Origin of the sequence: Actinoallomurus iriomotensis, assembly GCF_030269445.1 — a bacterium.
Lineage (GTDB): Bacteria > Actinomycetota > Actinomycetes > Streptosporangiales > Streptosporangiaceae > Actinoallomurus > Actinoallomurus iriomotensis.
In genome coordinates, this window is the sequence record NZ_BSTJ01000012.1 from 107,698 (window position 1) to 134,057 (window position 26,360).

The window sequence follows — 26,360 nt, forward strand, 5'->3', positions numbered from 1 at the left end:
CGGGAGACGGGGCTTAAGGGGGGCAGGCATGAGCAGTACGGACGTGGCGCGGCCGCAGTCGGCTCGCGAGTGCCTGGCTCCGTGCCGGAGGGCGGACGCGTCCCGCAACCACGAGCGGATCCTGATCGCCGCTCGCGCCGTCTTCGTCGAGCACGGATTGGACGCGTCACTCGACGAGGTCGCCCGGCGCGCGGGTGTCGGCAACGCCACTCTCTATCGCCATTTCGGCGACCGTGAAGACCTCATCCGTCAGGTCGCCACGCATGTCATCGCGCAGGTCGCGGATGACGCCGAAAGCGTGCTGGCCGAGGAGGACGATCCGTTCCAGGCGCTTCGCCGCTGCGTCGAGGCCGCCGCCGCCCATGGCGTCGGCGCGGTGCTGCAGGTGGTGCGCGGCCGGTTCGTCAAGGACGAGGCGTTCTTCGCGGTACGCGACCGGGGCGTGGCCGCGTTCGAAGAGATCATGCGGCGGGCGCGGGAGAGCGGGCAGCTTCGCCCCGACGTGACGTTCGACGATGTCTGGGGCATGCTCGCCCAGCTCACCCGGCCGATGCCGGGTTGTGACCGGGCGGACTTCGACGCCCGTGTCGGCCGGTACATCGAACTCCTCCTGGCCGGTCTGCGTGCGCCCGCGCCGAACGAACTCCCCGGCCCGTCCCCCGCGTCCACCGACCCCGTCCCCCGCCGCTGACCGAAGCGGCTGATCATCCGCGGACCTCACGTCTCGCTCAGAACATCTCGCCCGAACGCTGGAGACACCTTTCGTCATGTCGACAACCGCACCGACCGCTCAGCGGGACGGCACCACGGCCGCACCACCGGCCGCACAGTCGGCCGTCCCCCGGCGATGGACGGCCCTGCTCTTCATCGCCCTCGCCCAGTTGATGGTCGTGCTCGACGCGACCATCGTGAACATCGCCCTGCCGTCCGCACAGCGGGCGCTGCACATCTCCGACGGTGACCGCCAGTGGGTGATCACCGCCTACACCCTCGTCTTCGGCGGGCTGCTCCTGTTCGGCGGCCGGATCGCCGACCTCGTGGGCCGCAAGCGCACGTTCCTGATCGGCCTGATCGGCTTCGCCGGCGCCTCGGCCATCGGCGGCGCGGCGGTCAACACCGAGATGCTGCTCGGCGCCCGCGCGCTCCAGGGCGTGTTCGGCGCCCTGCTCGCGCCGTCGGCGCTCTCCCTGCTCGCCCTCATGTTCACCGAGCCGCGGGAGCGGGCCAAGGCGTTCGGCATCTACGGCGCGATCGCGGGCGGTGGCAGCGCCGTCGGCCTGATCCTCGGCGGCGTGCTGACCGAGTACGTGAACTGGCGTTGGGCGCTCTACGTGAACGTGCCCATCGCGGCCGTCGCGTTCGTCGGCGCCGTGGCGTTCGTCCACGTCGCCGTGTCCACGGGGCGCCGAAACCGCGCCCGCCTGGACATTCCCGGCGTCATCCTGGTGACCGCCGGTCTCGTGTCGCTCGTGTACGGCTTCACGCGTGCCGAGTCGCAGGGGTGGAGCGAGCGTGGCGTGATCGGCCTGTTCGTCCTCGCGGCCCTGCTGCTCGTCGCGTTCGTCGTCGTCGAGGCCCTGACGCGGGCGCCGTTGCTGCCCCTGCGCGTGGTCCTGGACCGGAACCGCGGCGGTGCCTACCTCGCGGTCGGCCTGGCCGTGATCGCCATGTTCGGGCTCTTCCTCTTCCTGACGTACTACCTGCAGATCGTCAAGGGCTACTCGCCGGTCCGGAGCGGCCTGGCCTTCCTGCCGTTCACGGCCGGCATGATCACCGGCTCGACGCAGATCGCGGCGCGGCTGATGCACCGGGTCCCGGCGCGGGCCCTGATGGTGCCCGGCCTGCTCGTCGCCGCGGTCGGCATGGTCCTGCTCACCCAGCTCAAGGTGGACAGCTCGTACGTCGGCGTGGTCCTGCCCGCCGAACTGCTCATCAGCCTGGGGCTGGGCTCGACGATGATGCCGGCCATGAACCTGGCGACCACCGGCGTGGCCCCGGAGGACGCGGGTGTCGCGTCGGCGATGGTCAACACCGCCCAGCAGGTCGGCGGCTCGATCGGCACCGCCCTGCTCAACACCATCGCCGCGACCGCCACGACCACCTACATCGCCACGCACGCGCACGGGCGGCCGTCGGGCCTGCTCGTGGCGGTCGGCCAGGTGCACGGCTTCACGGTCGCCATCTGGTGGGCGGCGGGAATCATCCTCCTGGCCGCCGTCGTCGTGGCCGTATTGATCAACGGGGGAGGCCGGCGGCGGTCCGCGTCATCGGCCGACCGGCGGGAGGCCGTGCTGGAGACGCGAGTGGAGGCGCCGGCGCAGATTCCCGCGCCGCGGGTACTCGACGGCATCGCGGTCGGCGGCCGGGTTCGCGGAGCCGGGGGCGTGCCGCTGCCCGGCGCCACGATCACACTGGTCGAGCCCGGCGGACGCCAGCTCGGCCGGGCCACGACCGGAGACGACGGATCGTACGCACTGAGCGTCCCGGCCGCCGGCTCGTACGTGCTCATCGTGGCGGCCGACGGTCACCAGCCGCAGGCGGCCACGGTCACGGTCGGCGGCGAACCGCTCTTCTCCGAGCTCACGCTGTCCGGCACCTCCGGACTGGCCGGCGTCGTCCGCAGCGCCACGAACGGAGCCGCGATCGCGGCGGCGACGGTCGTCGTGACCGACGTGCGGGGCGAGATCGTCGGCTCCGCCCGGACGGACGAGAACGGCAGGTTCTCCGTCCAGGACCTGGTCTCCGGCACCGTCACCGTGGTCGCGAGGGCGGACGGCCACCGGCCGGGCGCGCTGCGGGTCGAGGTGAACGGACCGGGCACCGCACAGTGCGACGTGGAGCTCCAGGCCGGTGGCCGGCTCAGCGGCACCGTACGCGCCGGGGCGGGGAACACGCCGCTCGGCGACGCCCAGGTCGCCCTGGTCAACGCCGCGGGTGACACGGTCGCCGTCACCACGACCGGCCCCGAAGGCGAGTACGCCTTCACGGGCCTGGACCACGGGCGGTACACCGTCACCGCCAGCGCGTACCGGCCCGCCACGACCACGATGACCATCGACGGCACGGACCACGCCACGGCCGACCTCCGGCTCGGCCACCCCGGCGAATGACGAGGTGACGACCGGGACGGCGGCGGCGCACGACAACCGCCGCCGCCCGGGCCGGATGCGGAGATGGGCCATGGAGAACCTCCGCGACTTCACCGCCGGGCTCGCTCCGGTGGAGGCGCAGTCCCTGGTCACCGCCCTCACCGGACTGCTGAACGACTTCGGCGACGGCCTGCGGGACGACACCGCCCTGCTCGCCCTCGGCGTGCCCGGCCGGCCGCGGCCGCCGGCCTGATCGACCGGGCGATCCGGGTGACCCGGACGACTCGGGTGTAATCCCGGGTCGCCGGGGCAGGGCCCGGACCATGGCCGATGTCGACGCGGTGGTGGTCGGGGCCGGGCCGAACGGGCTGACCGCGGCGGTGACGCTCGCCCGGGCCGGGCTGGCCGTCCACGTCTACGAGGCGGAGGCGACCGTGGGCGGCGGTGCGCGGACGGCGGAGCTGACGCTGCCCGGCTTCCGGCACGACGTGTGCTCGGCGGTGCATCCCCTCGGCGCTGGTTCGCCGGTGCTGAGCGCGCTGCCGCTGGAGGCGCACGGTCTCCGCTGGGTGCACCCGGCCCTTCCGCTCGCCCATCCGTTCGCCGACGGGTCGGCCGCGACACTCGCGCGCTCGGTCGAGGAGACGGCCGCGTCGCTCGGCCCGGACGCGGCCCGCTACCGGCGGCTCGTCGCCCCCTTCCTGGGGCGGTGGGACGCACTGGCCGGCGACGTGCTGCGGGCCCCGCTCGCCTCCTGGCCCGGTCATCCTCTGCTGCTGGCGAGGTTCGGCGTACGGGCCGGGGCGCCGGCCGCGCTGCTGGCCCGCCTGTTCCGGGGCCGGCACGCCCGCGGCCTGTTCGCCGGGCTGGCCGCCCACGCGATCGCGCCGCTGCGCACCCCCGCGACGGGTGGTGTCGCGCTGCTGTTCGCGCTGGCCGCCCACGAGGTCGGCTGGCCGTTCCCGCGAGGTGGTTCGCAGGCGCTGTCCGACGCGCTGGTGGCCTACCTGGAGTCGCTCGGCGGGCGGATCGTCACGGGGCGGCGCGTACGGAGCCTGGAGGAGCTGCCCACCGCCCGCGCGTACGTGCTCGACGTCATGCCCGAGCAGCTCGCGGCGATCGCCGGTGACCGGCTGCCGCGCCGGTACGCCGAGCGGCTCCGGCGGTACCGGCACGGGCCCGCCGTCTTCAAGGTCGACTACGCGCTGTCCGGGCCGGTGCCGTGGACGTCCGAGGCCTGTCGCAGGGCCGGCACCGTGCATCTCGGGCCGTCGATGGAGGAGATCGGCGGTGCGCTGCGGTCGGCGTACGGCGGCGGCGTCCCTCGCGTGCCGTTCCTCATCACCTCCCAGCCGACGCTGTTCGACCCCTCGCGCGCGCCGGACGGCCGGCACGTACTGTGGGCGTACGGGCACGTGCCGAACGGGTGGACGGGCGATCTGACCGCGGCGATCGAGCGGCAGATCGAGCGGTTCGCGCCGGGGTTCGGCGAGCTCGTCCTCGCCCGCGGCGCCGCCGGTCCCGAGCGGATCGCCGAGCACGACGCCAACAACGTCGGGGGTGACATCGCCGGCGGCGCGTGCGACGGGCTGCGGCTGCTGTTCCGCCCCACGGTCGCTCGCGTTCCGTACGCCACGCCGAATCCGGCGATCTACCTGTGCTCCTCGGCGACTCCGCCCGGACCCGGCGTGCACGGCATGGGCGGTTACCACGCCGCGCGGTACGCGTTGCGACGTGTCTTCGGCGCCGGAGCGGGGTGAGGAGACGTGCACTGGCTCACCGACCCCGGGTACGGGCCCGGCCGGCTGGTCTTCCAGCGCGGGCTGGCCGTGACGTACCTGGTCGGATTCGTCGTCGCGGCGAACCAGTTCCGCGCGCTGCTCGGGAGCGGCGGCCTGACGCCGATCCCCGCGTACGTGCGCCGGGTGCCGTTCCGCCTCGCGCCGAGCCTGTTCCAGCTGCACTACTCGGACCGGTTCTTCGCGACGGTCGCCTGGGCGGGGGCGGCGGTGGCCGCCGCGGTCGCGGCCGGGGCGGCCGACGTGGTCCCGCTGTGGGCCTCGATGGTGCCGTGGGTCGTGCTGTGGCTGCTGTACCTGTCGATCGTCAACGTGGGCCAGGTCTGGTACGGCTTCGGCTGGGAGTCGCTGCTGCTGGAGGCCGGTTTCCTCGCGGTCTTCCTCGGCAACGCGCGGACGGCCCCGCCGACGCTGGTGCTGTGGCTGCTGCGCTGGCTGCTGTTCCGCCTGGAGTTCGGCGCGGGCCTGATCAAGATCCGCGGTGATCGGTGCTGGCGCGACCTGACCTGCCTGTACTACCACCACGAGACGCAGCCGATGCCGAACCCGCTCAGCTGGCACTTCCACCACCTGCCCCGCCCGCTCCACCGCGTCGAGGTCCTGGCGAACCACGTCACGCAACTCGTCGTCCCGTTCGGCCTGTTCGCGCCGCAGCCGTACGCCACGGTCGCCGCGGCGATCGTCATCGTCACCCAGCTCTGGCTGATCGTCTCGGGGAACTTCGCCTGGCTGAACTGGATCACCGCCCTCCTGGCGGCCTCCGTCGTCGACTGGCGGGCGGTCGCCCGCCTCGCGCACCTGTCGATCGGCCCGAGCCCGGCCGTCGAACCGCCGTGGCACCAGGCCCTGGCCGTGGCGGTGACGGTTTTGGTCGTCGCGCTCAGCTACTGGCCGGTGCGGAACCTGGTCTCGCGGCGGCAGCGGATGAACGCCAGCTTCAACGCCTTCCACCTGGTCGGCACCTACGGCGCCTTCGGCTCCGTCAGCAAGCGGCGGTACGAGGTGGTCGTCGAGGGCACGGACGACGCGGAGCCGGGCCCGGAGACCGTGTGGAGGGAGTACGAGTTCAAGGGCAAGCCCGGCGACGTCCACCGGCGTCCGCCGCAGGTGGCGCCGTACCACCTGCGGCTCGACTGGATGATGTGGTTCGCCGCCCTCTCCATCGGTTACGCCGAGCCGTGGTTCCCCCGGTTCGTCGTGAACCTGCTGGCGAACGACCGGGCGACACTGCGGCTGCTCCGGCACAACCCGTTCCCCGACGCCCCGCCCGCCTGCGTACGCGCCCGCCTGTTCCGGTACCGCTTCACGACCCGTGGTGAACGCCGCCGGACCGGAGCCTGGTGGCACCGGGAACCGGTCGCGGAGTACTGCCCGCCGATCCGGCGGAGCGGAGTGAACCGCCGGTGAGTCCTCGCGGCGTCGTAGTCTTACAGCAACGGAGACCGTCACCACCGTGAGTGTCACGAAGACGGGGGTACGGCGTTCGCGGCGCGGGTGGCCGCTTACTGGGTCATCCGCGGCTGACGGGAGGACGGATCGGTGACCGGGCAGCGTCGGAGGCGGTTGTGGGAGTCCATCGCCGACCGGGTCGTGACACCCGATCACTCCGGCTGGGCCCAGGCGATCTGCGCGGTGTCCGTGGCGACGCTGGCCACCGTGGAGGCCTCGGCGCTCACGCTGCGCGCGAAGCCACGGGTGCAGGAGGTGCTGGCCTCGAGCGACGGGTGGTCCGCGAAGCTCGAGGAGACGCAGTACACCCTGGGGGAGGGGCCCGGAATCCAGGCGTTCGTCGACGGCGGCCCGGTGCTGGTCGATGACCTGGCGGCCGAGCACGCGCGGTGGCCGGTGTTCGCCGAGGCGGCCCTGAGACTGGACGCCATGGCGGTGTTCGCCTTTCCGCTCCAGGTGGGCGCCATCCGGATCGGCACCCTGAACCTCTATCGGCGCCGGCCCGGACGGCTGTCGGCCGACGATCTCGCCGACTCCGCGGTGCTGGTCGACCTGGCCACCACCGCGCTGCTGGAACACTTCGACGCGACCGAGCACGCCGCACTGGACTGGACGCGCCCGATCGGTTCCTACCAGGACATCAACGTCGCCACCGGCATGATCGCCGGTCGGCTGCGCATCAGCCTCGACGACGCGTTCGCCCGGCTGCGCGGCCATGCCTTCGCCGACGACCGTTCGGTCCTCAAGGTGGCTCGCGACGTGGTCGAACGCCGGATCGGTCTTGATCGTTTCGCGGAGCCGTGAGCGCCCGGTCCCGGGCGCACCTCGATCGGACGCGTATGCTCGGGTATGTGCCTGAGCAGCATGACTTCTTCACCGACGCGCTCGCCGAGATCACCGGCCTCCTGGTCTCCGGGGAGCGCGGCGAGGCCGTGCTGCAGCTGATCGACGAGGCCTCCATGCGGGTCCTGGGTGTGGCGGCGGTCGGGATGTTGGTGATCGATCCGCGCGGTGGCATCGAAGTGGTGGCGGCGTCGGACGAGCAGGCTCGATTCGTGGAACTGCTGCAGTCACAGGTCGACGAAGGTCCCTGCCGGGACTGCATTCATGCCAACGAAGTGATCAACGTTCCGGATCTGGCGAGCGCGCGGAACCGCTGGCCGACGTTCGCACCGGCCGCGCTCGCGGCCGGCTTCCGGGCCGTTCACGCCCTGCCGCTCCGGCTGGGCGGCCGGTCGGTCGGCGGGCTGAACCTCCTGCACACCGGCGAACTCTGGCTCACCGAGCTCCAACAGCGACTCGCCCAGACCTTCGCGGATCTGGCGGTGCTGGGTCTGTCCCAGGAGCGCGACGCCGCACGGCGGATGGAACGCCTGGCTGAGGAGACGCTGGGCGCACTCAACGACCGCGCGATGATGGGCCAGGCCGTCGGCCTCGTGGCCGGCACCCTGGACATCCGCCCGGAACAGGCCAGGATGATGATCGGTCTCTATGCCCGCCGTAACGCGCGGTCCGCGCGCGACCTGGCCCAGGCCGTGATCGACGGCCGCCTGGATCTCGCGGACCTGACGGTGGCGGCGTCGGAGACGAGCTGACGGCCGATCAGATCTGGTCGGCGATGTGGGGTGCCTCGGTCAGCACCGCGGCCAGGCGCGCCAGCTTGATGTTGTGGTCCTGTGAGGTACGGCTGAGCACCTCGAAGGCCTCGTCCGCCGTGAGCCCGCGGCGTGCCATCAGGATGCCGGTGGCCTGACCGATGACGGTGCGGCTCTCCACCGCTTGGCGCAGGTGGAGGGCGGTGGTCTCGGCGTCGGCGAGGGTCCGGCGGGTGTGGACCAGCGCGAGGGCCAGCGAGGCATGAGTGGCCAGCAGGAACGCGAGGTCGCGGGCGCCGTCGTCGAACGCGTTCGTCCGCGCGGAATAGGCGTTGAGGGCGCCGGTCGACCAGTCGGTCTCGGGAACCGGCAGCAGCGCCGTGGACAGCACGGACCGGTAGCCGTGAGCGGTCGCGTCGGCGGCGAAGACGGGCCACGCGGTCTCCCCGCGCAGATCGTTGTTGAGGGAGTACGCGGGACCGGCCGGGTCGGCGGCGTCGACGCACGGGCCGGTTCCGCTCCGGTACTGCGACTGGTCGAGCTCGATGGCCTCATGGCCCGTGCCGACCGGTGTCGCCGCGGTGCCGTCCTCGTCGCGGATCGTGATGCTGACCAGATCCGTACCGGGGATCACGTGCCGGGCGGCGATGACGACGCGCCTGAGCACGTCCTTGACCGTTCCTGCGGCCAGTAGCAATCGCGTGAGCTCGTCGAGGGCGGGGAGCGGCTGCGGCGAATCGACCGATCGGGTCATGCCGTGTTCCTTCCCTGACTGGCATCGGTGGGTCACCGTTCCGCGGGAGCCGAACTACACGGAGAGCGCAGACGATCGAATCGTCCGACCAGCCAGTCCCGAATGCTACGCGCCTGACACGACACCGCGGCGCGACCTAGGAAATGACCAGCTGGCCGACCTTGTTGGCGGTGAGCTCGGCGAACCAGATCGACCCGGCCTGTTCGTTGTTGATGTCGCAGGGGCTCGACAGCGACGACGGGGTCGGGTAGGTCGCGATCCGGTGCGTCGCCGGGTCGAAGCTCGCCATGCGGTTCCCCAGCCCGACGCTGCCCGCGAAGTTCAGGGGGAAGTACAGCTTCCCGTCGCTGCCGGTGACGATCGGGCCGGGAATCGGGAGAGGGTTGCCGATGCTGACGCCGTTCAGCAGCCCGCTGAGCAGCCCGTCCACCCCGAGAAGCGGATATTCGGTGATCTTGCCCGTGGCGGGGTCGATGCGGGCCAGCTTCATCGCCAGTTCCTCGGTGACCCAGATGGCGCCGTCGGGACCGGTTGTGACGCCGAGGGGGAACGACAGGGGCGTCGGCATCGTGTAGGAGGTGACCTCCTTGGTGTCGACGTCGATGGAGTAGACCTTGTTCTCCAGCGGCATGTCGGTGACCATGGTGCGGCCCGGACCGGGCTTGATGATCCCGAACAGCGCCTGCTCCGCGCCGAGGGCCGTGGGCAGCTGGTACCGGGTCATCTCGTGGGTCGTCATGTCGATGCGGCCCACCGAGTTCAGCCCGCCGAGCGTGAACCACATCGCGTTGTCCGGGCCCTTGCTGATGTCGTTCGCCAGGCCCAGGCCGACATGAAGGGGAAGGTCCAGCGCCTTCACACTGAGCGCGTTCGCCCAGGGGAGGGGGAGCTCGCGCATGGCACCGGAGTCGGGGTCGACGCGGAGCAGGCTGTTGCCCGTGACCTCGGTGGACCAGATCGCCCCGTCCTGGCCGACCTCCTCCCCGCCCGGCACGGACAGCGGCATCGGCGTGTTGAACTCGGTGAACCGGCCGGTCTCGGGGTCCATGCGGGCGAACTGGCCGGCGAGGTACTGCTCGACCCACAGCCGGCCCTTGAGGTCGAACTCCACCTCGCAGGCGCCCGAGAGCGGTCCCGTCGGCAGTGGGCCGTACTCGACCACGTGAGGTTCGGCGGCTCGTGCCCCGGCCGTGGGCGAGAGGATCGCGGCACCGGCGATGACGGCACAGCCGAGCACGTTACGCAGCCGGCGTGTGGTCCTCCGCAGGGATGCGCGCGGACGCGTGACGAGGTGTGGCATGACTGCTTCCGTTCTTGTCTAGCGCCCGGCGACGTGGGCGGGGGTGAAGGAGACGGGGAGAGCCATCAGGCCGCGCATCTGCATGGACGGCCGCCAGACGAGGTCCTCGGGTCGACCCTCGAGGATCACGTCCGGGAGCCGGTCCATGAGAACCTCGACGGCCGCCTGCGCCATGACCTCGGCGAGTTCCGGCGCCGGATGCGGGCACCTGTGCTCACCGTGGGCGAACGCCATGTGGGCGTGGTTGCCGCCGGGGCCGGCGTGCGGGTCCGGCCGGATCGCCGGATCGGAGTTCGCCCCCGCGAGGCCGAGGACGAGCCCGTCGCCCGCACGGATGTACCGCCCGCCGAGTTCGGTGTCGCGTGTCGCCCATCGACCGAGGCTGTTCTGCCCGGGGGTGTCCTCCCACAACACCTCGTTCAGCGCCTGCCCGACACTGCGGCGTCCGCCCGCCAGCGTCAGCGCGAACCGGTCGTCGGTGAGCATCAGCCGCAGGGTGTTGCCGATCCAGTTGGCCATGGCGTCCTGGCCCGCGGTCAGGGTGATGATGAGGTCGTGGGTGAGCTCCTCATCGGTCAGGTTCGACGGGTGGGCCAGCATGCGTGAAGGGATGTCGGGACCGGGGCTCTCGCGCTTGGTCTGCAACAGCCGCATCATCGTGGCGGCGAACCGCCCGTACGCCTCGACGGAGCCGTTCATCGCCTCGACCACGTCGCGGGCCAGGTCCGGCGCCTCGTCCTCCGGCAGGCCGAACATCCAGGCCGCGACGAGCACCGGCAGCGGGCGAGCGAACTGCGTCATCAGGTCGGCCTCGCCGCTGCCGACGAAGGCGTCGATCAGGCCGTCGGCGATCCGCTCACACTGGAACCGCAGCTCGAACTGGTCGATCTCGGAAAGAGCGCTCCTGATCGCCGAGGCGTGCCGTTCGTGTTCGGCTCCGTCGGTGAACAGCACCGACGGCTGGTAGGCGATGAACGCCATCAGGGGCCAGTCGGGCGGGACCCGATCCCAGACGTTCCAGCGGCGGCAGTCACGGCTGAAGAGCTTCGGGTCGCTCAGGACCTGGTGGAGCTGCCGATAACCGATCACCAGCCAGGCGGGGATGTCGCCCTCGAGCATGACCGGCACGACCGGGCCGTGCTCCAGCCGCATCTCCCGGTACAGCTCGACCGGGCTGGTCTGGTAGCGCGGGCCGTACAGGGGGACGGCGTCGTGGTGGTCCGGGTAACCCGGCGGTGGGGAGCCGGCCGTCCGCTGCGTATCGGTCATGAGGTCTCTCTCTGGTTCATCGCGCGTTCTCCGTGGCGGCGGACAGCGCGAAAAGGTGGTCGACCAGTGCGATCAGCACGGCCTTGCTGGAGTCACGCCGGCGCGCGTCACATTCGATCAACGGGATGCGGTCGGACAGATCGAGGGCGGCCCGTACCTGATCGAGTGTGTACGCCGGTCCGCCGAAGTCGTTGCGCGCGACGATGAAGGGCGTCCCCTGATGTTCGAGACGGTCGACGGCGTACCAGGAGTCCTCCAGGCGGCGGGTGTCCACGAGGACGACCGCGCCCAGAGCACCCGAGAACAGGCGGTCCCAGAGAAACCAGAACCGCTCCTGCCCGGGCGCGCCGAAGAGGTAGAGGACCATCTGGTCGTTCAGGCTGATCCGGCCGAAGTCGAACGCGACCGTGGTCGTCGTCTTGTCGCGCACGTCGGACGTGTCGTCGACTCCGACGCCGGCTCGCGTCATCATCTCCTCGGTGCTCAGCGGGCGGATCTCGCTGACCGACCGGACCATGGTCGTCTTGCCCACGCCGAAACCGCCGACGATCACGATCTTCAACCCGTTGCTGGCCGTCTTGGCCAGCGGCGTGACGACGGCCTGATCAGAGCTTTTGTAGGCCAATGAGCACCTGCTTCAGGATTTCCAGATCGGGTAGCTGCGACCGGCGGAGGGCCGGCAGTGGACTGCGAGCGGTGACGTGGCCGGTGTCGAGCAGATCGATCAGGAGGATCTTCACGATGGTGACGGGCAGCCCGAGCTCCGCGGAGATCTCCACGACCGAGAGCGGGCCGGCGCAGATCTCCAGGATCCTGGCGTGTTCGGACTGCATCCCCGGCTCGGGACCGGACTCGGTCACGATCAGCGTGACGATGTCGAGCGGGCTCTCGTCCACGCGGCTGCGCCCGCCGGTCACGGTGTACAGCCGGTCCGGCTCCTCGCCGTTCAGGCGTGGGCTCATCGCGGTCTGCCGCCCGGCCGGCGGGGTGCGGCGACCAGATGCTCACCGAGCTGCTCGACCAGCTCGTCCATGTTGTGACCGATGATGCCGACGTCGGCTTCGTCGCTCGCGATGACGGCGAGATGGGCTCCTTCTCCGGCCTCCACGATGAACAGCAGGCCGCCGTGGAATTCGGTCATGGACTGCCGCACGCCGCCGCTGCCGTCACCGAACTCGGCCGACGCCCCATGGGCGAGGCTCTGGATCCCCGACGCGATGGCGGCCAGTTGGTCGGCCTGATCCAGGGTCAGTCCGGACGTGTGGCACAGCTTCAACCCGTCGCTCGACAGCACCAGGGCGTGGCGCGCCTCGGGTGTCCGCGTGAGCAGGTTCTCCAGCAGCCAGTCGAGCTCGCGGTCTGCGGTTCTCATAGGACTGTGGGCGATGATCCGGTGACTTCCGACCGGGCGTCGCCCTGCCTCCAATCAGTTGTGTGGCCGGCCCGGGCCGTCAGTGGGAACCGCGGTCGTCGGTGCGGTCCGGGGAGTCCGTGGAGTCCGGCGAAGACGCCGCCGCCTTACCGCGGGTCGCCTGCCGGAAGGCACTGAAGCGCGTTCCGGCGTCGGCGACCTGCCGCGTGGTGCCGGGCTTCGGCGCGGTCCGCTTCGCGGAGGTGGACTGCGAGAGGGTCTGGCCACGCCGGCGTCGAGGCAGTGAAGGCGTGCCGTCCGTTCTGGACTCGGTGTCCTGCCCCGAGACCTCCGCCTTGACGGGCGCGGCCTTGACGGGCGCGGCCTCCTGTACGGGCCGGGAGACGGTGGTGCGGTGCCGCCCGGTGCCGCGCGCCGTGACGGCCGGGCGTGTGCCGGTGGTGACCTCGCGTGACACCCGCGTGGTGAGCTGCTGCGGAATCAGGACCACGGCTCCGGTTCCACCGCGTGACGAGGGCCGGAAGGAGACGGTCAGGCCGTGCTTTCGGGCCAGGCAGCCCACCACCGCCAGCCCCAGCCGGGTGCCCGAGAGCGTCGTCAGGTCGAGAGGCTCGAAGGAGACCGCTCGCTTCGCTCGTTCGAGTGCGGCGGGGGTCATCGCGAGGCCGGCGTCCTCGATCGTGACGATGACGCCCGCGTGCACTTCCTCCACGTACACGTGCACCTGGTCGGACGGGGGCGAGAAGCTGGTGGCGTTGTCCATGAGCTCGGCGAGCGCGTGCATGACGCCTTCGGCGGCGTACCCGGCGACCGCGACGGTGCTGGTCGAGTGCACGCGCACCCGCTGGTACGCGCTGATGCGACCGACCGCGCCCCGCAGAATGCTCTCCATGACGATCGGCTTGGTCCAGCGCCGGCCCGAGCGGGCGCCGGTGAGCACGGCGATGCTGTCGGCGAGCCGGCCCGCCTGGGCGGTGCTGTGGTCCAGTTTCAACAGGTCGCCGAGGACGTCCTCGCCGTAGCGGTCCTCCATCTCACGCAGGTCGGCGAGCATGCTGGTCGCCAGCGCCTGAACCCGGCCCGCGGCGTTCGCGCAGGCCGCCATCGCGGCGTCCCGCATCCGCTCTCCCCGGCCGATCTCCTGGGCGGCGGTACGGAGCAGGCGTCGTGGCGCGCCGTCCGCCGGGTGGGCGATCTCCGCCAGAGCGGTGTCGGCCGACGCGCCCTCACGCAGCCGCTGCACCATCGCGGGCAGGGTCTCGTCGGCCAGGCGGGTGACGTCGGCCCCCATCATCTGGATGCGCCCACGCAACGCGCGTGCGTGGTAGAGGAAATAGGCCGCGACCGCGACGGCGACGCAGACCGCGATCGCCGCCGGCCCGGTGAACGTGACCACGGCGGTCCGGTACGCGGGCTGGGCGGCGGCGGTCGCCGCGAAACACCCGCCACCGGTCGCGATCAACGCGACGAGCAGGACGAGCACCGCCCGATCCATCGGCTGGAGTTCCGCTCGATGGCGGACTGGAAGGGGGGCTGACATCGATCAAATCCTCATCGGCTGGAAAAGACGGAGGAGCCATGGAGCCCCGAGACCGGACTCACGACACGGCGGACCGCCGCCGCACACGAGGATGCCGTGGCGCGAGCCTCACCCCATGCCGGCTCTGGGCGGTAAGTCCACGTGTCGATCACGGGGAGGAACACTAATGGTTCAGTGGCCGCCGCGTAACAAGAAGTGACATGTCCAGAAATGACGCAAACGCGGCGTGGCATTCCCGCCGCCGAACGCGCTGGCGGGGAGCCGCACCCGAGCACGCCGGACGGTGAGTCAGGAGCCTCCGGAGGCGGCGGCTCGCATTCCGCGGATGACCGCGCGAAGGGCGGGGAAGACCGGGCCCAGCGGTTCCGCGAGCCGGTCGATCCGCTGCCTGCGGGCGCGCCTGCCGGTCGTGGCGGCCGCTGGGAGGCCCGCGGCGTCGGCCAGGGCGAGGAGCGCCGCGTCCGCCGGGTCCGGGTGTTCCTCACGCAGCGCGCGGCGTACGTCGTTGGTGATCTGCAGGACCGGCTGGAGGTCGGGCACGGTGATCCTCGCCCGGCGGAGGCCGAGGCGATGCCGGACGGTGATCAGGCCGTCCGCGCTCAGCTGGTCGCTGACGGCCCGTTCGACGGATCGGTGCCCGGCGCGCACCCAGTGCTTCCAGCTCCGCCCTGGCGCGGCCTCGATCTCGGCCAGCGCCGCACGCAGTACGGGGTCGTCGCAGCCGCCGGTGCGTTCGGCCAGTACCGTGCCGTCGCGGTCGGCGATGTGGCCGCGGAGCAGGAGTTCGATGAGGATGGCGGCGCGCAGGGCGTACCGGAGTTCGAAGCGGTGGGTGATCCGCTGCCGACGGGTGTCGTAGGCGAGCAGGTACAGCCGCCGCGGGAGCGTGGCCGAGCCGTTCACGATCGTGCGGCTCTTGCGCGGACGGGTTCGGCCGGCGGTACGCCGTCGAGGCGACGGCCGAGCAGGACGAGCAGGACGATCATGGCGACGCCGATCACCGTCAGGCCGGCGGTGTCCGGCACGGTATGGGTGTTCGCCACGACGCCGAACACGGTGTGCGCGATGAGCGCACCGGAGATCGCGGCCAGCCGGTGCCGGCTCGTCCAGTCCGCGGCGGCCGTCCAGCGCCACAGCGCGAGACCTGCGCCCACCGCCAGGGCGGCCGCGGCGAGCATCGGAACCAGCACCCAGGCGCCGTGCGTGAACGCCGGATGCCGCGCCCCCGCGAACGGATACAGCAGGCCGATGAACCCGAGCGCGGCGACCGCGCTCACCACGCCGGCGACGGCGGGCCGCGGCACCGCGACGGCGGCCCGTACGCGGGCGGCGCGCCGGGGGAGGACGCGCAGGGCGACGACGCTCAGCACGACCACCAGCACGACGATCACGATCAGCGCGGCACCCGGCAGGACGTAACCGGGGTCCTCGGACGGCGGTACCGACACGCGCAGCAGCGCGACGCCGAGCACGGCGACGATCCCGGTGATGACGAGACCGCCCCGGCGCAGGTACGGCGTGGACCCGAGCGTGGGGAACACCAGCTCGACCAGTGCGATCGGGATGAGGACGCTGAACACCACGTGGTACGGCAGATTGAGTTCGGTGTAGGCCGTGTTGACCCCCAGGAGTCGCGGCGCCCAGCCCGCCGCGCCGTACAGGTGGGGGCTGGTCAGGCTCTGCAGTGCCAGCCCCTCCTCGATGAGCCCGTACACCAGGCCCATCAGCAGGATGCTGCCCCGGCCACCGCCGGTCCGGCGGACCAGCTCGCGGATCAGCAGCACGCCGGCGCCGTAGATCGGCAGGTACAGCAGGACCAGCCAGAGCATCTTCACCTTGACGGTGCCGAGCGTGAGTTCGGCGGCGACCGGGGCGATGAGCACCAGGGTGAACGCGGCCCGGCGCGCGCCGCGCGGGCGGGGCCGTTTCGGGCCGCGCGGGAAGCCGGTACGCATCCGCCTGCGGTTCACGGCGACGACCAGCGCGACGAGGAGCAGGAGCTGCGCGCCCTGGATCACGCGCAGCCACGGAGGGTACGCCCCCGTGAGGATCAGGTACGCGACGGCGACCAGGCCGACCAGCGACACCACGCGGACCCGCAGGTACGCGGCGCGGACGCCCTGGCGCAGCCGGCGGCCCACCCAGAGGTAGACCACCGCGACCAGGAGGATCGGGATGGGCCGCGTCCACAGGGTCAGCGCCAGCTTGTCCCTGGTCTTCGCCGGGTCCGGGCCGGGGTGCCGGGCGAGCTGGTAGTCCAGGATGCCGTGCCGGAACAGCAGGGTGAGCCCCGCGAACACGATGCTGAGCGCGAGGTTGGCGAACAGCAGGATGAGTACGAGGCGTACCGCTCGTGCGTGCGGCCGCCCGGTCGGCGGATTGCCCGATGGCGTCATGCCGTCGACGGTAGGAAAAGAGCCGGTTCCTCCGCCTCGGTCCGCCGTCTGGTCTTGCGGGTACGACGTCAGACGGAGGGGCGGGGGCGTACCAGTCCGAGGTCGTAGGCGGCCACCACCGCGTGCACGCGGTCGGGGACGTTCAGCTTACGCAGGATCGCCGACACGTGGGTCTTGACGGTCGCCTCGGTCACCACCAGCCGCCGGGCGATCTCGGCGTTCGACGCGGCCCGCGCCACCAGGGTGAGGACCTCCAGCTCACGGTCGGTGAGTTCGGCCAGCTCGGCGGGGCGCACCACCTGGTCGTCGGCGAGGGTCGGCACGAAGCGGTCGAGGAGGCGACGGGTGACGGTGGGGGCGAGCAGCGCCTCGCCGCTCGCGACCACGCGGATCGCGTCGGCCAGTTCGTTCGGGCGTACGTCCTTGAGCAAAAATCCGCTGGCGCCCGCGCGCAGCGCCGCGTACATCGGCTCGTCGAGGTCGAACGTGGTCAGGATGATGACCTTCGGCGGGTGCTCGGCCGCCGTCAGCCGCCGCGTCGCCTCGATCCCGTTGGTGCCCGGCATCCGGACGTCCATCAGCACCACGTCGGGCCGCAGCCGTTCGGCGAGCCGTACGGCCTCCTCGCCGTCCCCGGCCTCGCCGACCACTTCCAGGTCGTCGCGGGTGTCGATGATCATGCAGAACCCGGCGCGTACGAGATCCTGATCGTCGGCGACCAGCACGCGGATCGTCATGCGGGCTCCTCCAGCGGAAGGCGGGCGCAGACCCGGAACCCGCCGGCCGGCGCCGGTCCGGCCTCGACCGACCCGCCGAGCAGTGCCGCGCGCTCGCGCATGCCGGCGATGCCGTGCCCGCCGCCGAGGTCGGCGAACCTGCCGCCGCCCTTCCCGTCGTCGTGGATCTCCACCGTCAACTCTCCGTCCGCGACCCCGATGTTCACCCGCGCGGTACGAGCACGGGCGTGCCGTACGACGTTGGTGAGGGATTCCTGCACGATCCGGTACGCCGACCGTTCGACGCCCGGCGCGAGGGTCACGTCGTCCAGGCCCTCCTGCCGGATCACCACCTCCAGGCCGGCGGCGGCCAGGGGCCGGGCCAGCGCGGGCAGGTCGGCCAGCACGGGCTGCGGCTCACCCGCCGCCTCCGCGTCGAACGGTCCCGCCTCATCCAGAGTACGGACCGTACGCAGGAAGCGGCGCAGCTCGGCCAGGGCCTGCCGGCCCGAGCCCTCCAGGTCGCGTATCGCCTGCCGGGCGCGGTCCGGGCTGACGTCGAACACGTCGTCCGCCGCCGAGGCCTGGACCACCATCACCGACACCGTGTGGGCCAGGACGTCATGCAGCTCGCGGGCGATGCGGGCCCGCTCTTCGAGGATCGCGCGCGCCGCCTCGGCCTGACGGCGGGCCGACCGCGCCCGGCCCAGCGCACCCCAGGTCCACGCGAGCAGCGTCGCGGCCAGCCACAGCAACGCGTCGCTCCAGCGGCCGGTGACCAGGGCGATGGCGCCGGACAGCGCGATGACGACGGCCAGTATCCACACCGAGGCGCGCGCCGGGCGCAGCCACGCGAACGTGGACACCACCACCAGCGCGACCCCCGGGCCGATCGCCGGATACATCAGCTGGATCCCGGCCCCCGCGCACAGCACCGCCGCGGTCACCACGGCCGGGCGGGAGCCCATCCACCAGATCCCGCCCGCCTGCACGACCGCCAGCCCCGCGAGCACCAGCCGCCCGGCGTCGGGGGACAGACCACGCGGCGTGAGGAAGAACAGCGGACACAGCACCGCCAGCGCGCACACCACCAGCAGCCCGCGCCGCCGGGGCGGCAACCACGCCTCGAACCGGTCCGGCACAACCACAGACCGTATCAGTGCGGCGACCCGCCGCACTCTCCGCCCGAAGCCGCAGCCGCAGACTGGTTGTTTTCGGGCAGACGCGCCGGTGGCCTCATGGCGATGCTCATGCGGGGGCAACGGGTACGGCCGGGCGTACACCTCGTGAGCGCGTACACCTGCAACCAGCTGTTCACCATCCACGGCACGGTGATGCTGCCCCTAGGCACCTTCACAGGGCGGGTGCCAGGCGCCGCTTGGCCGCGGAGCCGACGTGGTGGCGGGTCACCGTGGCGATCTCATGCCAGAACGGTCGGGCGGTCAGGTACGTGCCGAGCACGGACAGAACGCCCAGGCTGACGTCCACGCTGAGCCGCCCCTGCTTCGCCCAGTAGACGTCCCGCAGGTCCAGCAGCAGGGCGAACTCATCGGTGATCAACGCGGTGCCCGCGCCGTACGCGGCGGCGACCGCGGGGTGTCCCACGGCCCGTTCGTCACCGCGAACCGCGATCAGGCCGACGCCCGCGAGCGTGGCGATGCCGAGGTTGTAGTGGTGCAGATGCTGGCCGCCCGTCGAGATGTTCCCCCAGGGCAGCCACCCGCCCCGGATGCCGTGGGTGATCAACCGTACGGCGCCCCAGGTGGTGCCGAAGGAGATCCACATCGCCAGGAGAGACCGCTTCGTGGGGGTGAGGTGCTGATCCGCCGACTCGCGCCAGCGCTCGACGAGGGGTGGCCGGCGCCGGCCCGGTTCCGCGCCTGGGTCCGGGGCGCGCTGCGATGACTGGGTCTTTGTTCCCATGGTCACCTCCCACCTGCCGGTCCGCAGGCCTGCCGCGCCTGCTCACCGCTCCTACTACTCCGATGGTAGACACGCGGTGGCGACGAGGGCGCTGCCGGGCGGTGGGACGTCCGGCCGCATCGAAGCCGACCTCGACGAACGCCGCGCTCGCCTACATCCACTCCTTCACCGCCTGATGTGACGCGGTGGTGCGCCGGATGACTCAGCCGGTCGGCGCTTTCTGGGCGTTGCCCTTCGCCTTGCCCTTCGGTGTGTTGCCGGGGTGCGGTTTGTTCTTCTGAGCCTGTGTCGGCTGCGAATGGGCATGCGCGGGCCGTGGGGTCGATCGCTTCGCGGTCCGGCGTACGAACCTCTTCGGGCCTTCGTGGGTCAGGAACGTCTTGGACGTGTCCGGCGTCCTGGCGTGGTGGGACCGTTTGTCTTCCGGCGAGCGGGCGAGGTGGTGCGCGGTGGCGGCCATGGCGACGCCGCCGGTGAGGAGGAGTAGGAGTCCGATCAGGGCCGCTTTGACGCTGATCAGGGCGGGGACCCGTCGTCTGCGCCGTCCCCGGCGGTCGGCGCGGGCCGCGCGATACGCGGCGAGGGCCGCCTGTTCGCCCTCGGCCCGTACCGTTTCCGGAAGGGCTGAGGCGGCGGCGAGCAGCCGGGCGAGGCGGGGTGGGCCGGTGGGTTCTCCGCGGATCATTCGTTCGGCGGTGTCGAGATCGAGGCCGGGATCGTTCATCGCGGGAGCTCCAGGTCATGGATGAGCTGCTCGAGGCGGCGCAGTCCGCGGTGGGCGGCGGTGCGTACGGCGCCGGGGCGTTTGCCGAGGATCTTGGCGACGGCCTTGGCGTCCAGGCCGACGACGACGCGCAGGATGATGATCTCCGCCTGGTCGTGGGGCAGGCGCGCGATGAACGCGAGGGCGGCCTCGGTGGACAGTGAGTCCAGGGCCGTCGTCTCGGTGTCCTCGGGTGCGGTCTGTTCGGGGAGCTCGTCGACGGGGGTCTGCGACACGGGGCGGCGCTTGCGGTGGCGGAGGTGGTCGAGCGCGCGGTGGCGCGCGATGGTCGCGGTCCAGCCACGGAAGCCGTTGATGTCACCGTCGAAGGTGGCGAGGTCACGTGCGATGTGGAGCCATGCCTCGGAGGTGACGTCTTCGGCGTCGTCGCCGACCAGCGTCCGTACGTAGCGCAGCAGCCGGGGGTGGATCTGCCGGTACAGGACGCGGAACGCGTCTTCGTCCCCGTCGAGGGCGGCCCGCAGGACGGTGTCGGCCCCCTGCGCGCCGGTTGCATGGGAAGGCATGTGTGCGCCGGATGTGCGTCTGGGCGGGACGTGGGGCCTCATCCGGTGATCGAGCACTGGATGAGGCTCCACGTCGGGGTTGTCAGGGCTCAGCCGACGTAGGCGAGGCCGTCGAGGGCGATCGTGGGCCGTCCTGAGGTGCCGGCGACCTTGATCTTGATGGTGTGGCGGGTGCTGGTGCTCCAGGTCCTGGTCCACTGGATCTGCCGGTAGAGGCTGGAGGACGCCCGGGTGTCGACGGTGGCCGCGTAGGCGCCGTCGACGTAGACGTAGAGCTTCCCGGAGCTCGTCGTGCGCTTGTCGATGAGGCCGACCGAGCGGGCGGTGACGGTCCAGGAGGCGGTCGCTCCCTTGGCGCTGGAGTACAGGCCGCTGCCGCCGAGGTAATGGCTGTTGGCGGTCGTCTTCCACGTTCCCGTACGGCTGGAGGAGCCGTCGGACCGGAGCGCGGCCGTACGCTTCACCGCGCTGGTGGCGGTGTTGCCGGCCGCGTCGGCGGCGGTCAGCGACCAGGTGGTGGAGGCCGACGGCTTGGCGTAGGCGGACCAGCTCGTGGTCGTCGTGCCGAACGTCGCGGCCGACGGGGACGTGGCCTTGACCGACTGAAGCAGCCGGTCGTCGGTGACCTTCCACTTGAGGCTGACGGGGAGCTTGGTCGTGCTGACGGTGCCGGTCCGTACGGACAGCGCGGCCGGGCTGCCGAAGGTGGGCTTGGCCGTGTCGGCGACGACCGGGAAGGCCGGGGATTTCGTGGTCGTGCCGTCCATGTTGTCGGCGACCAGCTGCAGCTGGTGGGTTCCGGCGCGCAGCGTGGTGGTGACGGAGAGGGCGGTGGCGGCGGGTTCGGCGATCGTGGTGCCGTTGTCGAGCAGGTGGTAGCCGGATACGGCGCCGGGACGCCAGCCGAGGGTGACCGTGCCCTTGGTGTAGTAGGTGGTGTTCACCTTCGTCGCGCCGGTGAGCGAGGCGGCGGACAGGTCGGCGGGTGTCGTCCACTGGGCCGCGGCGGTCCGGATGGCGCCGAGCCTGGCGTACAGCAGTGATCCGGGGCATGCGGTGCTGTTGGCGTCGCGGTGCCCGGAGATCGTCTTGAAGGTGACCGCGGACTCGTACGGGAAGTTGCCGTCCTTGACGCCTTCGGTGAGCGTCGTGGCGCCGGTCGGGTCGCCGCCGCTGAGGCCGAGTTTCCACGCGGCGACCTTGGCCACGGTGTCGAGGGCGGCCTGCGGCGGGGCCACGTCGGTGAAGGTGCCCAGGACGGCCACACCGGCCGAGTCGGTGTTGAACCCGTAGGCGTGCGCGCCGATCACCGGCCGGTCGACTCCGCCCGAACGGCCCTCGAACAGGGTGCCGCACCTGTCGACGAGGAAGTTGTAACCGATGTCGTTCCAGCCGTTGGTCTTCACGTGGTAAAGGAAGATCGAGCGGACCACTGCGGCCGAGTCGGCGCAGGAGTAGTCGTTGCCGGTGTCCGTGTGATGGACGAAGACGGCCTTCACTTTCTGCCCGTAGGCGTTCGGTGTCGGGACCAGCGACTCGTCGGCGCCCCAGGCCGCGCGGGCGACGATGTCGGGGCGGGGTGCGGTGCTCGTCGTCGGGGCCGGCGAGGCGGAGTCCGAGGGCGTGGGCGAGCCGGTGGGGCTCGCCGATGACGGCGTCGCGGTGGGAGAGTCCGCCGGCGACGTGGTCGGGCTGTCCGTGGGGGTCGCGACGGGGGAGTCAGCCGGCGCGGACGGGTCGGGACTCGTCACGTCGGCGGCCAGGGCGACCCGTGCGGCCTGATGGCCGGCGGCGTGGACGGGCCGGCGTCGTCTGCTGCCGGGATCGATCAGCACGGCACGCAGCCCCGGCGGCAGGGCGCGGTGCCCGGTCACGCGTACGTCGACGCCGTTGGAGGGGCCGGTCCACAGCGGTGCCGTGGCGCCCTGCCGCGAGTGCTCACCGCGGGTGCCGTCGGGTAGGTCGTCGCCCTGGACGGCGACCGGTCGCCAGGCGGACCACGCACCGGTCGCGACACTGCGCGTGCGCACCTTGACGGTGCCGCTCACCCGAGCGTCCGGCCTGTTCCAGGCCACACCGACCATGCTGAACACCGGCGTCGACTGCGCCGGAGCGCCGGCCGAGGTGCCGGTGGTACGGAGCTTGATGGTGTGCACCCGCCCATCGATCGCACCGACCGCCGCCGCGGCGGGCCGTCGCGACGCCGTACCGTTCCACACGACGGCCGCACCGGCGCCCGCCGCACCGAGAACGACCGTGACGATGATCGCTGTGCGTCTTCGCACGCGAACCTTCATTGAGCCTCCAGGACGAGATCGCAGCAAGAACTACAAGCGCCGCGGAGGCGGACCGCGTTACCGGCGGGCGAGGAGACGGCCGGCACCGTGGCGAGACGAGCCCGATCACGCTGGTGTCGTGTGCCGCCGTGCGCGTCGCCAGGCCGAGGAGGTGAGGAGCCGTAGGCCGTTGAGGCCGACGATGACGGTCGATCCCTCGTGGCCCGCCACGCCGAGCGGGAGCGGCAGGTGCCCGGCCAGATCCCAGATGACCAGGCCCGTGATGAAGGCCGCGGCGATGATCAGGTTCTGGGTCACCAGCCGCCGGGCGCGGCGCGACAGGGCGACGACCGCTGGGATCGTCGTCAGTTCGTCGCGAACGACGACGGCGTCCGCGGTCTCCAGGGCCAGGTCCGAACCGGCTCGGCCCATGGCGACGCCGACATGGGCGGCGGCGAGTGCGGGGGCGTCGTTGACGCCGTCGCCGACGACCAGCACCTTGCGGCCCGCTCGCTCCAGGTCCTTCACCACGCCGACCTTGTCCGCCGGCAGCAGGCCGGCGCGTACCTCGGTGATGCCGGCGTCGGCGGCGAGCCGGTCGGCCGCGCGTGGATTGTCCCCGGTGACCAGCTTCGGGGCCGTCCCGGTCAGCGCCGTCAGGGCGTTGACCGTGCGTGCGGCCTCGGCGCGCAGCCGATCCGCGAAGCCGATCACTCCGACCGGGCGTTCATCCAGAAGGACCACCACGGCGGTACGGCCGTCGGCCTCCAATCGCGTCGCCACGGCCGCGACCGGGTGCGCGGCGTCGTCGCCGAGCAGACGGGCCGGGCTGCCGACCGCGACCGTACGGCCGTCCAGGTGGGCGGTGACTCCCGCGCCGGGAGTGGAGGCGAAGTGCTCGGCCGCCGGGACGGGGAGCCCGCGGTCGCGGGCCGCCTCGACGACGGCGCGGGCCAGCGGGTGTTCACTGGGGCGCTCGGCCGCGGCCGCCATCGCCAGCAACTCGTCCTCGCTCAGCCCGCCGGCGGGCATGGGGCGGATGTCGCTGACCCGCGGGGTGCCCTCGGTCAGGGTGCCGGTCTTGTCCAGGGCGACGACGTCCACCTGTCCGAGCCGTTCCATGACCACGGCGGACTTGACCAGCACACCATGGCGGCCGGCGTTGGCGATGGCCGACAGGAGGGGCGGCATGGTCGCCAGCACCACGGCACAGGGGGACGCCACGATCATGAAGGTCATCGCGCGGAGCAGGGTCGGTTGAAGGGCCGTGCCGAAGACCAGCGGTAGCGCGAAGAGCAGTACGGTGGCGGCGACCATGCCGACGGAGTAGCGCTGTTCCACCTTCTCGATGAACAGCTGCGTCGGCGCCTTGGTCTCGGACGCTTCGGCGACCATCGCCACGATCCGCGCGATCACCGTGTCCGACGGATCCCGCTCGACCTTCACGACCAGCGCACCCGTGCCGTTCAGGGTGCCGGCGAACACCTCGTCCCCGCACTGCTTCGCCACCGGCAGCGGTTCGCCGGTGATGGTCGCCTGGTCGACCTCGCTCATGCCCTCCAGCACCCGGCCGTCGGCGCCGACGCGTTCGCCAGGGCGTATCAGGATGGTGTCGCCGACGGCGAGCCGATCGGTGGGCACCGTCTCTTCGCTGCCGTCATCGCCCCGCCGCGTCGCGGTGGTGGGCGCCAGATCGAGCAGCCCGCGCACCGAATCGGCGGTCCGCGCGGTGGCGATCGCCTCCAAGGCGCCCGACGTGGCGAAGATGACGATCAGCAGCGCGCCGTCCAGCACCTGACCGATCACCGCCGCTCCCAGCGCGGCGATCACCATCAGCAGATCCACGTCGAGCGTCCTGTCGCGCAGTGCCCGCGACCCCGCCAGCCCCGGCTCCCAGCCGCCGGCCGCGTAGCACAGCGCGAACAGCGGCCCCCACGTCCAGGCGGACAGCCCCCACAGGTAGAACGGCAACGCGAGCAGGAACAACGCCAAAGCCGCCGCCGCCCAACGCGCCTCGCTCAGGGCGAAGATCCTCGTACGGCGTGTCGGCGCCGCCGCATCACCGGTGGTGCCCGCAGGGGCATCAAGGGTCAGGGAGGGAGGCATCGGCAGTCCTTCGTCAGCGCCACCGGACGTCGTTCGTCTCCTCCACCGTACAGGAACACATGAACAACTCTTCATGTGCTCATGGCCGCCCGGCGTAGGATGAGGCAATGGGTCACGGAGCCGCGCCGGCCGCCAACGATGTTCCGCGTACGCGTCTGGATCAGGCCAGTGCCGTCAAGGTGGCCACCACGCTCCAGGCGCTGGCCACTCCTTCGCGGCTGCTGATACTCGCCCGGCTCCGCGACGGCTCACTCGCGGCCACGGAACTGGCCGCCGAGGTGGGCATGGAGCAATCCGCCTGCTCCCACCAACTCCGCCTGCTGCGCAACCTTGGTCTCGTCGTCGGTGAGCGCCGCGGCCGTTCCGTGGTTTATTCGCTGTACGACGACCATGTCGCCGAACTGCTGGACCAGGCGCTGTACCACGTGGAGCACCTGCGAATCGGTCTCCCCGACGCTTCTGTGAGGCCGGGCGGCGAAGCGGCGGCCCGCTAGCGCCGTGCGTCGGGGCGGTGTACGGGTCCGTGCGACTCGTCGCAGTGTTCTGCCGCCATCTCGCCCGCGTTCGTGATCGACGGCAGAGAGTCGGGTACGTGGTCGACCTGAAGCGTCGTGTGAGTGATCTTGTATTCCGCGGCCAGCACGCTTTCGAGGTCGGCGCGTACGGCGTGGCAGTCCTCGCCCGGGGCGACCAGGACGTGCGCCGAGGCGGCGGCCATGCCCGAGGTGATCTGCCATATGTGCAGGTCGTGTATCTGGGACACGTTGGGGCGGTCGGCCAGGACCTGTCCGACCGCCTCGGGTGACAGCCCGGCGGGGGCGGCCTCCAGGAAGATGCGTCCGGATTCGTGTACCAGCCCGACCCCGGCCTTGAGCATCAGGGCCACGACGATGAGTGAGGCGATGGCGTCCGCACGGGCGAAGCCGGTGAGCACCATGATCAGGCCGGCCACCGCGGTGGCGATGAAGGCGTACAGATCGGTGAGTATGTGCTGGAAGGCGCCTTCGACGTTGAGGCTGGACCGGTTGGCCTTGCTGATCAACCAGGTGGCGGCGACGTTGATGACGATGCCGACCAGCGCGGTGCCCAGCACCAACCCGCCGGTGACCTCGGGCGGCGAGACGAGCCGGCGGATCGCCTCATATCCGAGCCACACCGACAGCACCAGCAACGACAGCCCGTTCGCCTGGGCCGAGAGGATCTCCGCGCGCTGGAGGCCATAGGTGTAGCCGCCCCGGGGTGGTTTGGCGGCGAGCCGCATGGCCACCAGCGCCAGCACGATCGAGGCCGCGTCGGTCAGCATGTGGGCGGCATCGGAGATCAATGCCAGCGAACTCGCCAGGATGCCGACGACGACCTCGCCGGCCATGAACGCGACGATCAGCGAGAGCGCGCCGGTGAGATGGCGCTTGTCGGCATCCGCGCTCACGCCGTGGGAATGGCCCGCATGGCCACCGCCTTCTCCGTGGCCGTCTTCGTCCTTGTG

25 protein-coding genes are annotated in these 26,360 nt (G+C 71.6%); 8 read left to right on the plus strand and 17 right to left on the minus strand.

Annotated features, from left to right (window positions below):
* The first annotated feature begins 28 nt into the window (after positions 1-28).
* The 7 genes from QSK37_RS39320 (at position 29) to QSK37_RS39350 (ending at position 7,932) form a co-directional block, all read left to right on the plus strand.
* The gene (locus QSK37_RS39320) at positions 29-691 is read left to right on the plus strand and encodes a TetR/AcrR family transcriptional regulator (protein WP_285631407.1); all 663 of its coding nucleotides are present in this window, start codon (positions 29-31) and stop codon (positions 689-691) included.
* A 76-nt stretch (positions 692-767) separates the two neighbouring features.
* The gene (locus tag QSK37_RS39325) at positions 768-3,110 is read left to right on the plus strand and encodes an MFS transporter (protein WP_285631410.1); all 2,343 of its coding nucleotides are present in this window, start codon (positions 768-770) and stop codon (positions 3,108-3,110) included.
* A gap of 4 nt (positions 3,111-3,114) precedes the next feature.
* Positions 3,115-3,342, plus strand: coding sequence for a hypothetical protein (locus QSK37_RS39330; RefSeq protein ID WP_285631413.1), 228 nt, complete (start codon positions 3,115-3,117; stop codon positions 3,340-3,342).
* A 70-nt stretch (positions 3,343-3,412) separates the two neighbouring features.
* On the plus strand, positions 3,413-4,849 hold the full coding sequence (locus QSK37_RS39335; RefSeq protein ID WP_285631416.1) for a phytoene desaturase family protein: 1,437 nt from the start codon (positions 3,413-3,415) through the stop codon (positions 4,847-4,849).
* Between the two features lie 6 nt (positions 4,850-4,855).
* Complete coding sequence (locus QSK37_RS39340; protein ID WP_285631419.1) at positions 4,856-6,295, plus strand: lipase maturation factor family protein; 1,440 nt, start codon at positions 4,856-4,858, stop codon at positions 6,293-6,295.
* A 132-nt stretch (positions 6,296-6,427) separates the two neighbouring features.
* Positions 6,428-7,141: a GAF and ANTAR domain-containing protein gene (locus tag QSK37_RS39345; RefSeq protein ID WP_285631423.1), complete on the plus strand. Its 714-nt coding sequence runs from the start codon at positions 6,428-6,430 to the stop codon at positions 7,139-7,141.
* Positions 7,138-7,932 carry a GAF domain-containing protein gene (locus tag QSK37_RS39350; RefSeq protein WP_285631426.1) on the plus strand — a complete coding sequence of 265 codons (795 nt, stop codon included), beginning with the start codon at positions 7,138-7,140 and terminating at the stop codon, positions 7,930-7,932. Before QSK37_RS39345 ends, QSK37_RS39350 begins: the two co-directional genes overlap by 4 nt.
* A gap of 7 nt (positions 7,933-7,939) precedes the next feature.
* On the opposite strand, the gene QSK37_RS39355 is transcribed toward QSK37_RS39350, so the two are convergent.
* The 16 genes from QSK37_RS39355 to QSK37_RS39430 all read right to left on the minus strand — a co-directional run bounded on the left by QSK37_RS39355 (position 7,940) and on the right by QSK37_RS39430 (position 24,874).
* Positions 7,940-8,686 carry a GAF and ANTAR domain-containing protein gene (locus tag QSK37_RS39355; RefSeq protein ID WP_285631429.1) on the minus strand — a complete coding sequence of 249 codons (747 nt, stop codon included), beginning with the start codon at positions 8,684-8,686 and terminating at the stop codon, positions 7,940-7,942.
* A 136-nt stretch (positions 8,687-8,822) separates the two neighbouring features.
* Positions 8,823-9,986 (minus strand): Vgb family protein, encoded by a 1,164-nt coding sequence (locus QSK37_RS39360; RefSeq protein ID WP_285578095.1) that lies wholly within the window; start codon positions 9,984-9,986, stop codon positions 8,823-8,825.
* Positions 9,987-10,004: 18 nt separating this feature from the next.
* On the minus strand, positions 10,005-11,255 hold the full coding sequence (locus QSK37_RS39365; RefSeq protein WP_285631435.1) for a cytochrome P450: 1,251 nt from the start codon (positions 11,253-11,255) through the stop codon (positions 10,005-10,007).
* 16 nt (positions 11,256-11,271) lie between these two features.
* The gene (locus QSK37_RS39370) at positions 11,272-11,880 is read right to left on the minus strand and encodes a GTP-binding protein (RefSeq protein WP_285631437.1); all 609 of its coding nucleotides are present in this window, start codon (positions 11,878-11,880) and stop codon (positions 11,272-11,274) included.
* Positions 11,861-12,217, minus strand: coding sequence for a DUF742 domain-containing protein (locus QSK37_RS39375; RefSeq protein WP_285631440.1), 357 nt, complete (start codon positions 12,215-12,217; stop codon positions 11,861-11,863). Before QSK37_RS39375 ends, QSK37_RS39370 begins: the two co-directional genes overlap by 20 nt.
* Positions 12,214-12,627, minus strand: coding sequence for a roadblock/LC7 domain-containing protein (locus QSK37_RS39380; RefSeq protein ID WP_285578103.1), 414 nt, complete (start codon positions 12,625-12,627; stop codon positions 12,214-12,216). The genes QSK37_RS39375 and QSK37_RS39380 overlap by 4 nt, the downstream gene beginning before the upstream one ends.
* 79 nt (positions 12,628-12,706) lie before the next feature.
* On the minus strand, positions 12,707-14,122 hold the full coding sequence (locus QSK37_RS39385) for a sensor histidine kinase (RefSeq protein ID WP_285631443.1): 1,416 nt from the start codon (positions 14,120-14,122) through the stop codon (positions 12,707-12,709).
* Between the two features lie 333 nt (positions 14,123-14,455).
* Positions 14,456-15,070, minus strand: coding sequence for a GOLPH3/VPS74 family protein (locus QSK37_RS39390; protein ID WP_285631446.1), 615 nt, complete (start codon positions 15,068-15,070; stop codon positions 14,456-14,458).
* The gene (locus QSK37_RS39395; RefSeq protein ID WP_285631449.1) at positions 15,067-16,563 is read right to left on the minus strand and encodes a hypothetical protein; all 1,497 of its coding nucleotides are present in this window, start codon (positions 16,561-16,563) and stop codon (positions 15,067-15,069) included. The genes QSK37_RS39390 and QSK37_RS39395 overlap by 4 nt, the downstream gene beginning before the upstream one ends.
* 68 nt (positions 16,564-16,631) lie before the next feature.
* On the minus strand, positions 16,632-17,300 hold the full coding sequence (locus QSK37_RS39400) for a response regulator (RefSeq protein ID WP_285578111.1): 669 nt from the start codon (positions 17,298-17,300) through the stop codon (positions 16,632-16,634).
* Positions 17,297-18,421, minus strand: coding sequence for a sensor histidine kinase (locus tag QSK37_RS39405; RefSeq protein ID WP_285631452.1), 1,125 nt, complete (start codon positions 18,419-18,421; stop codon positions 17,297-17,299). The genes QSK37_RS39400 and QSK37_RS39405 overlap by 4 nt, the downstream gene beginning before the upstream one ends.
* Before the next feature lie 211 nt (positions 18,422-18,632).
* Positions 18,633-19,202: a hypothetical protein gene (locus QSK37_RS39410; protein ID WP_285631455.1), complete on the minus strand. Its 570-nt coding sequence runs from the start codon at positions 19,200-19,202 to the stop codon at positions 18,633-18,635.
* 202 nt (positions 19,203-19,404) lie between these two features.
* Positions 19,405-19,926 carry a hypothetical protein gene (locus QSK37_RS39415; protein ID WP_285631458.1) on the minus strand — a complete coding sequence of 174 codons (522 nt, stop codon included), beginning with the start codon at positions 19,924-19,926 and terminating at the stop codon, positions 19,405-19,407.
* Complete coding sequence (locus tag QSK37_RS39420; RefSeq protein WP_285631461.1) at positions 19,923-20,492, minus strand: RNA polymerase sigma factor; 570 nt, start codon at positions 20,490-20,492, stop codon at positions 19,923-19,925. The genes QSK37_RS39415 and QSK37_RS39420 overlap by 4 nt, the downstream gene beginning before the upstream one ends.
* Positions 20,493-20,581: 89 nt before the next feature.
* Entirely contained in the window at positions 20,582-22,777 is a 2,196-nt protein-coding gene (locus QSK37_RS39425) for an N-acetylmuramoyl-L-alanine amidase (protein ID WP_285631464.1), read from the minus strand.
* Between the two features lie 117 nt (positions 22,778-22,894).
* Complete coding sequence (locus QSK37_RS39430) at positions 22,895-24,874, minus strand: heavy metal translocating P-type ATPase (RefSeq protein WP_285631467.1); 1,980 nt, start codon at positions 24,872-24,874, stop codon at positions 22,895-22,897.
* Positions 24,875-24,981: 107 nt separating this feature from the next.
* Here QSK37_RS39430 and QSK37_RS39435 point away from each other — a divergent pair, with 107 nt between their 5' ends.
* Complete coding sequence (locus QSK37_RS39435; protein ID WP_285631470.1) at positions 24,982-25,368, plus strand: ArsR/SmtB family transcription factor; 387 nt, start codon at positions 24,982-24,984, stop codon at positions 25,366-25,368.
* Here the strand turns inward: QSK37_RS39435 and QSK37_RS39440 are convergent.
* Positions 25,365-26,303, minus strand: coding sequence for a cation diffusion facilitator family transporter (locus QSK37_RS39440; RefSeq protein WP_285631473.1), 939 nt, complete (start codon positions 26,301-26,303; stop codon positions 25,365-25,367). The two genes, QSK37_RS39435 and QSK37_RS39440, sit on opposite strands and share 4 nt — an antisense overlap.
* Positions 26,304-26,360: the final 57 nt, after the last annotated feature.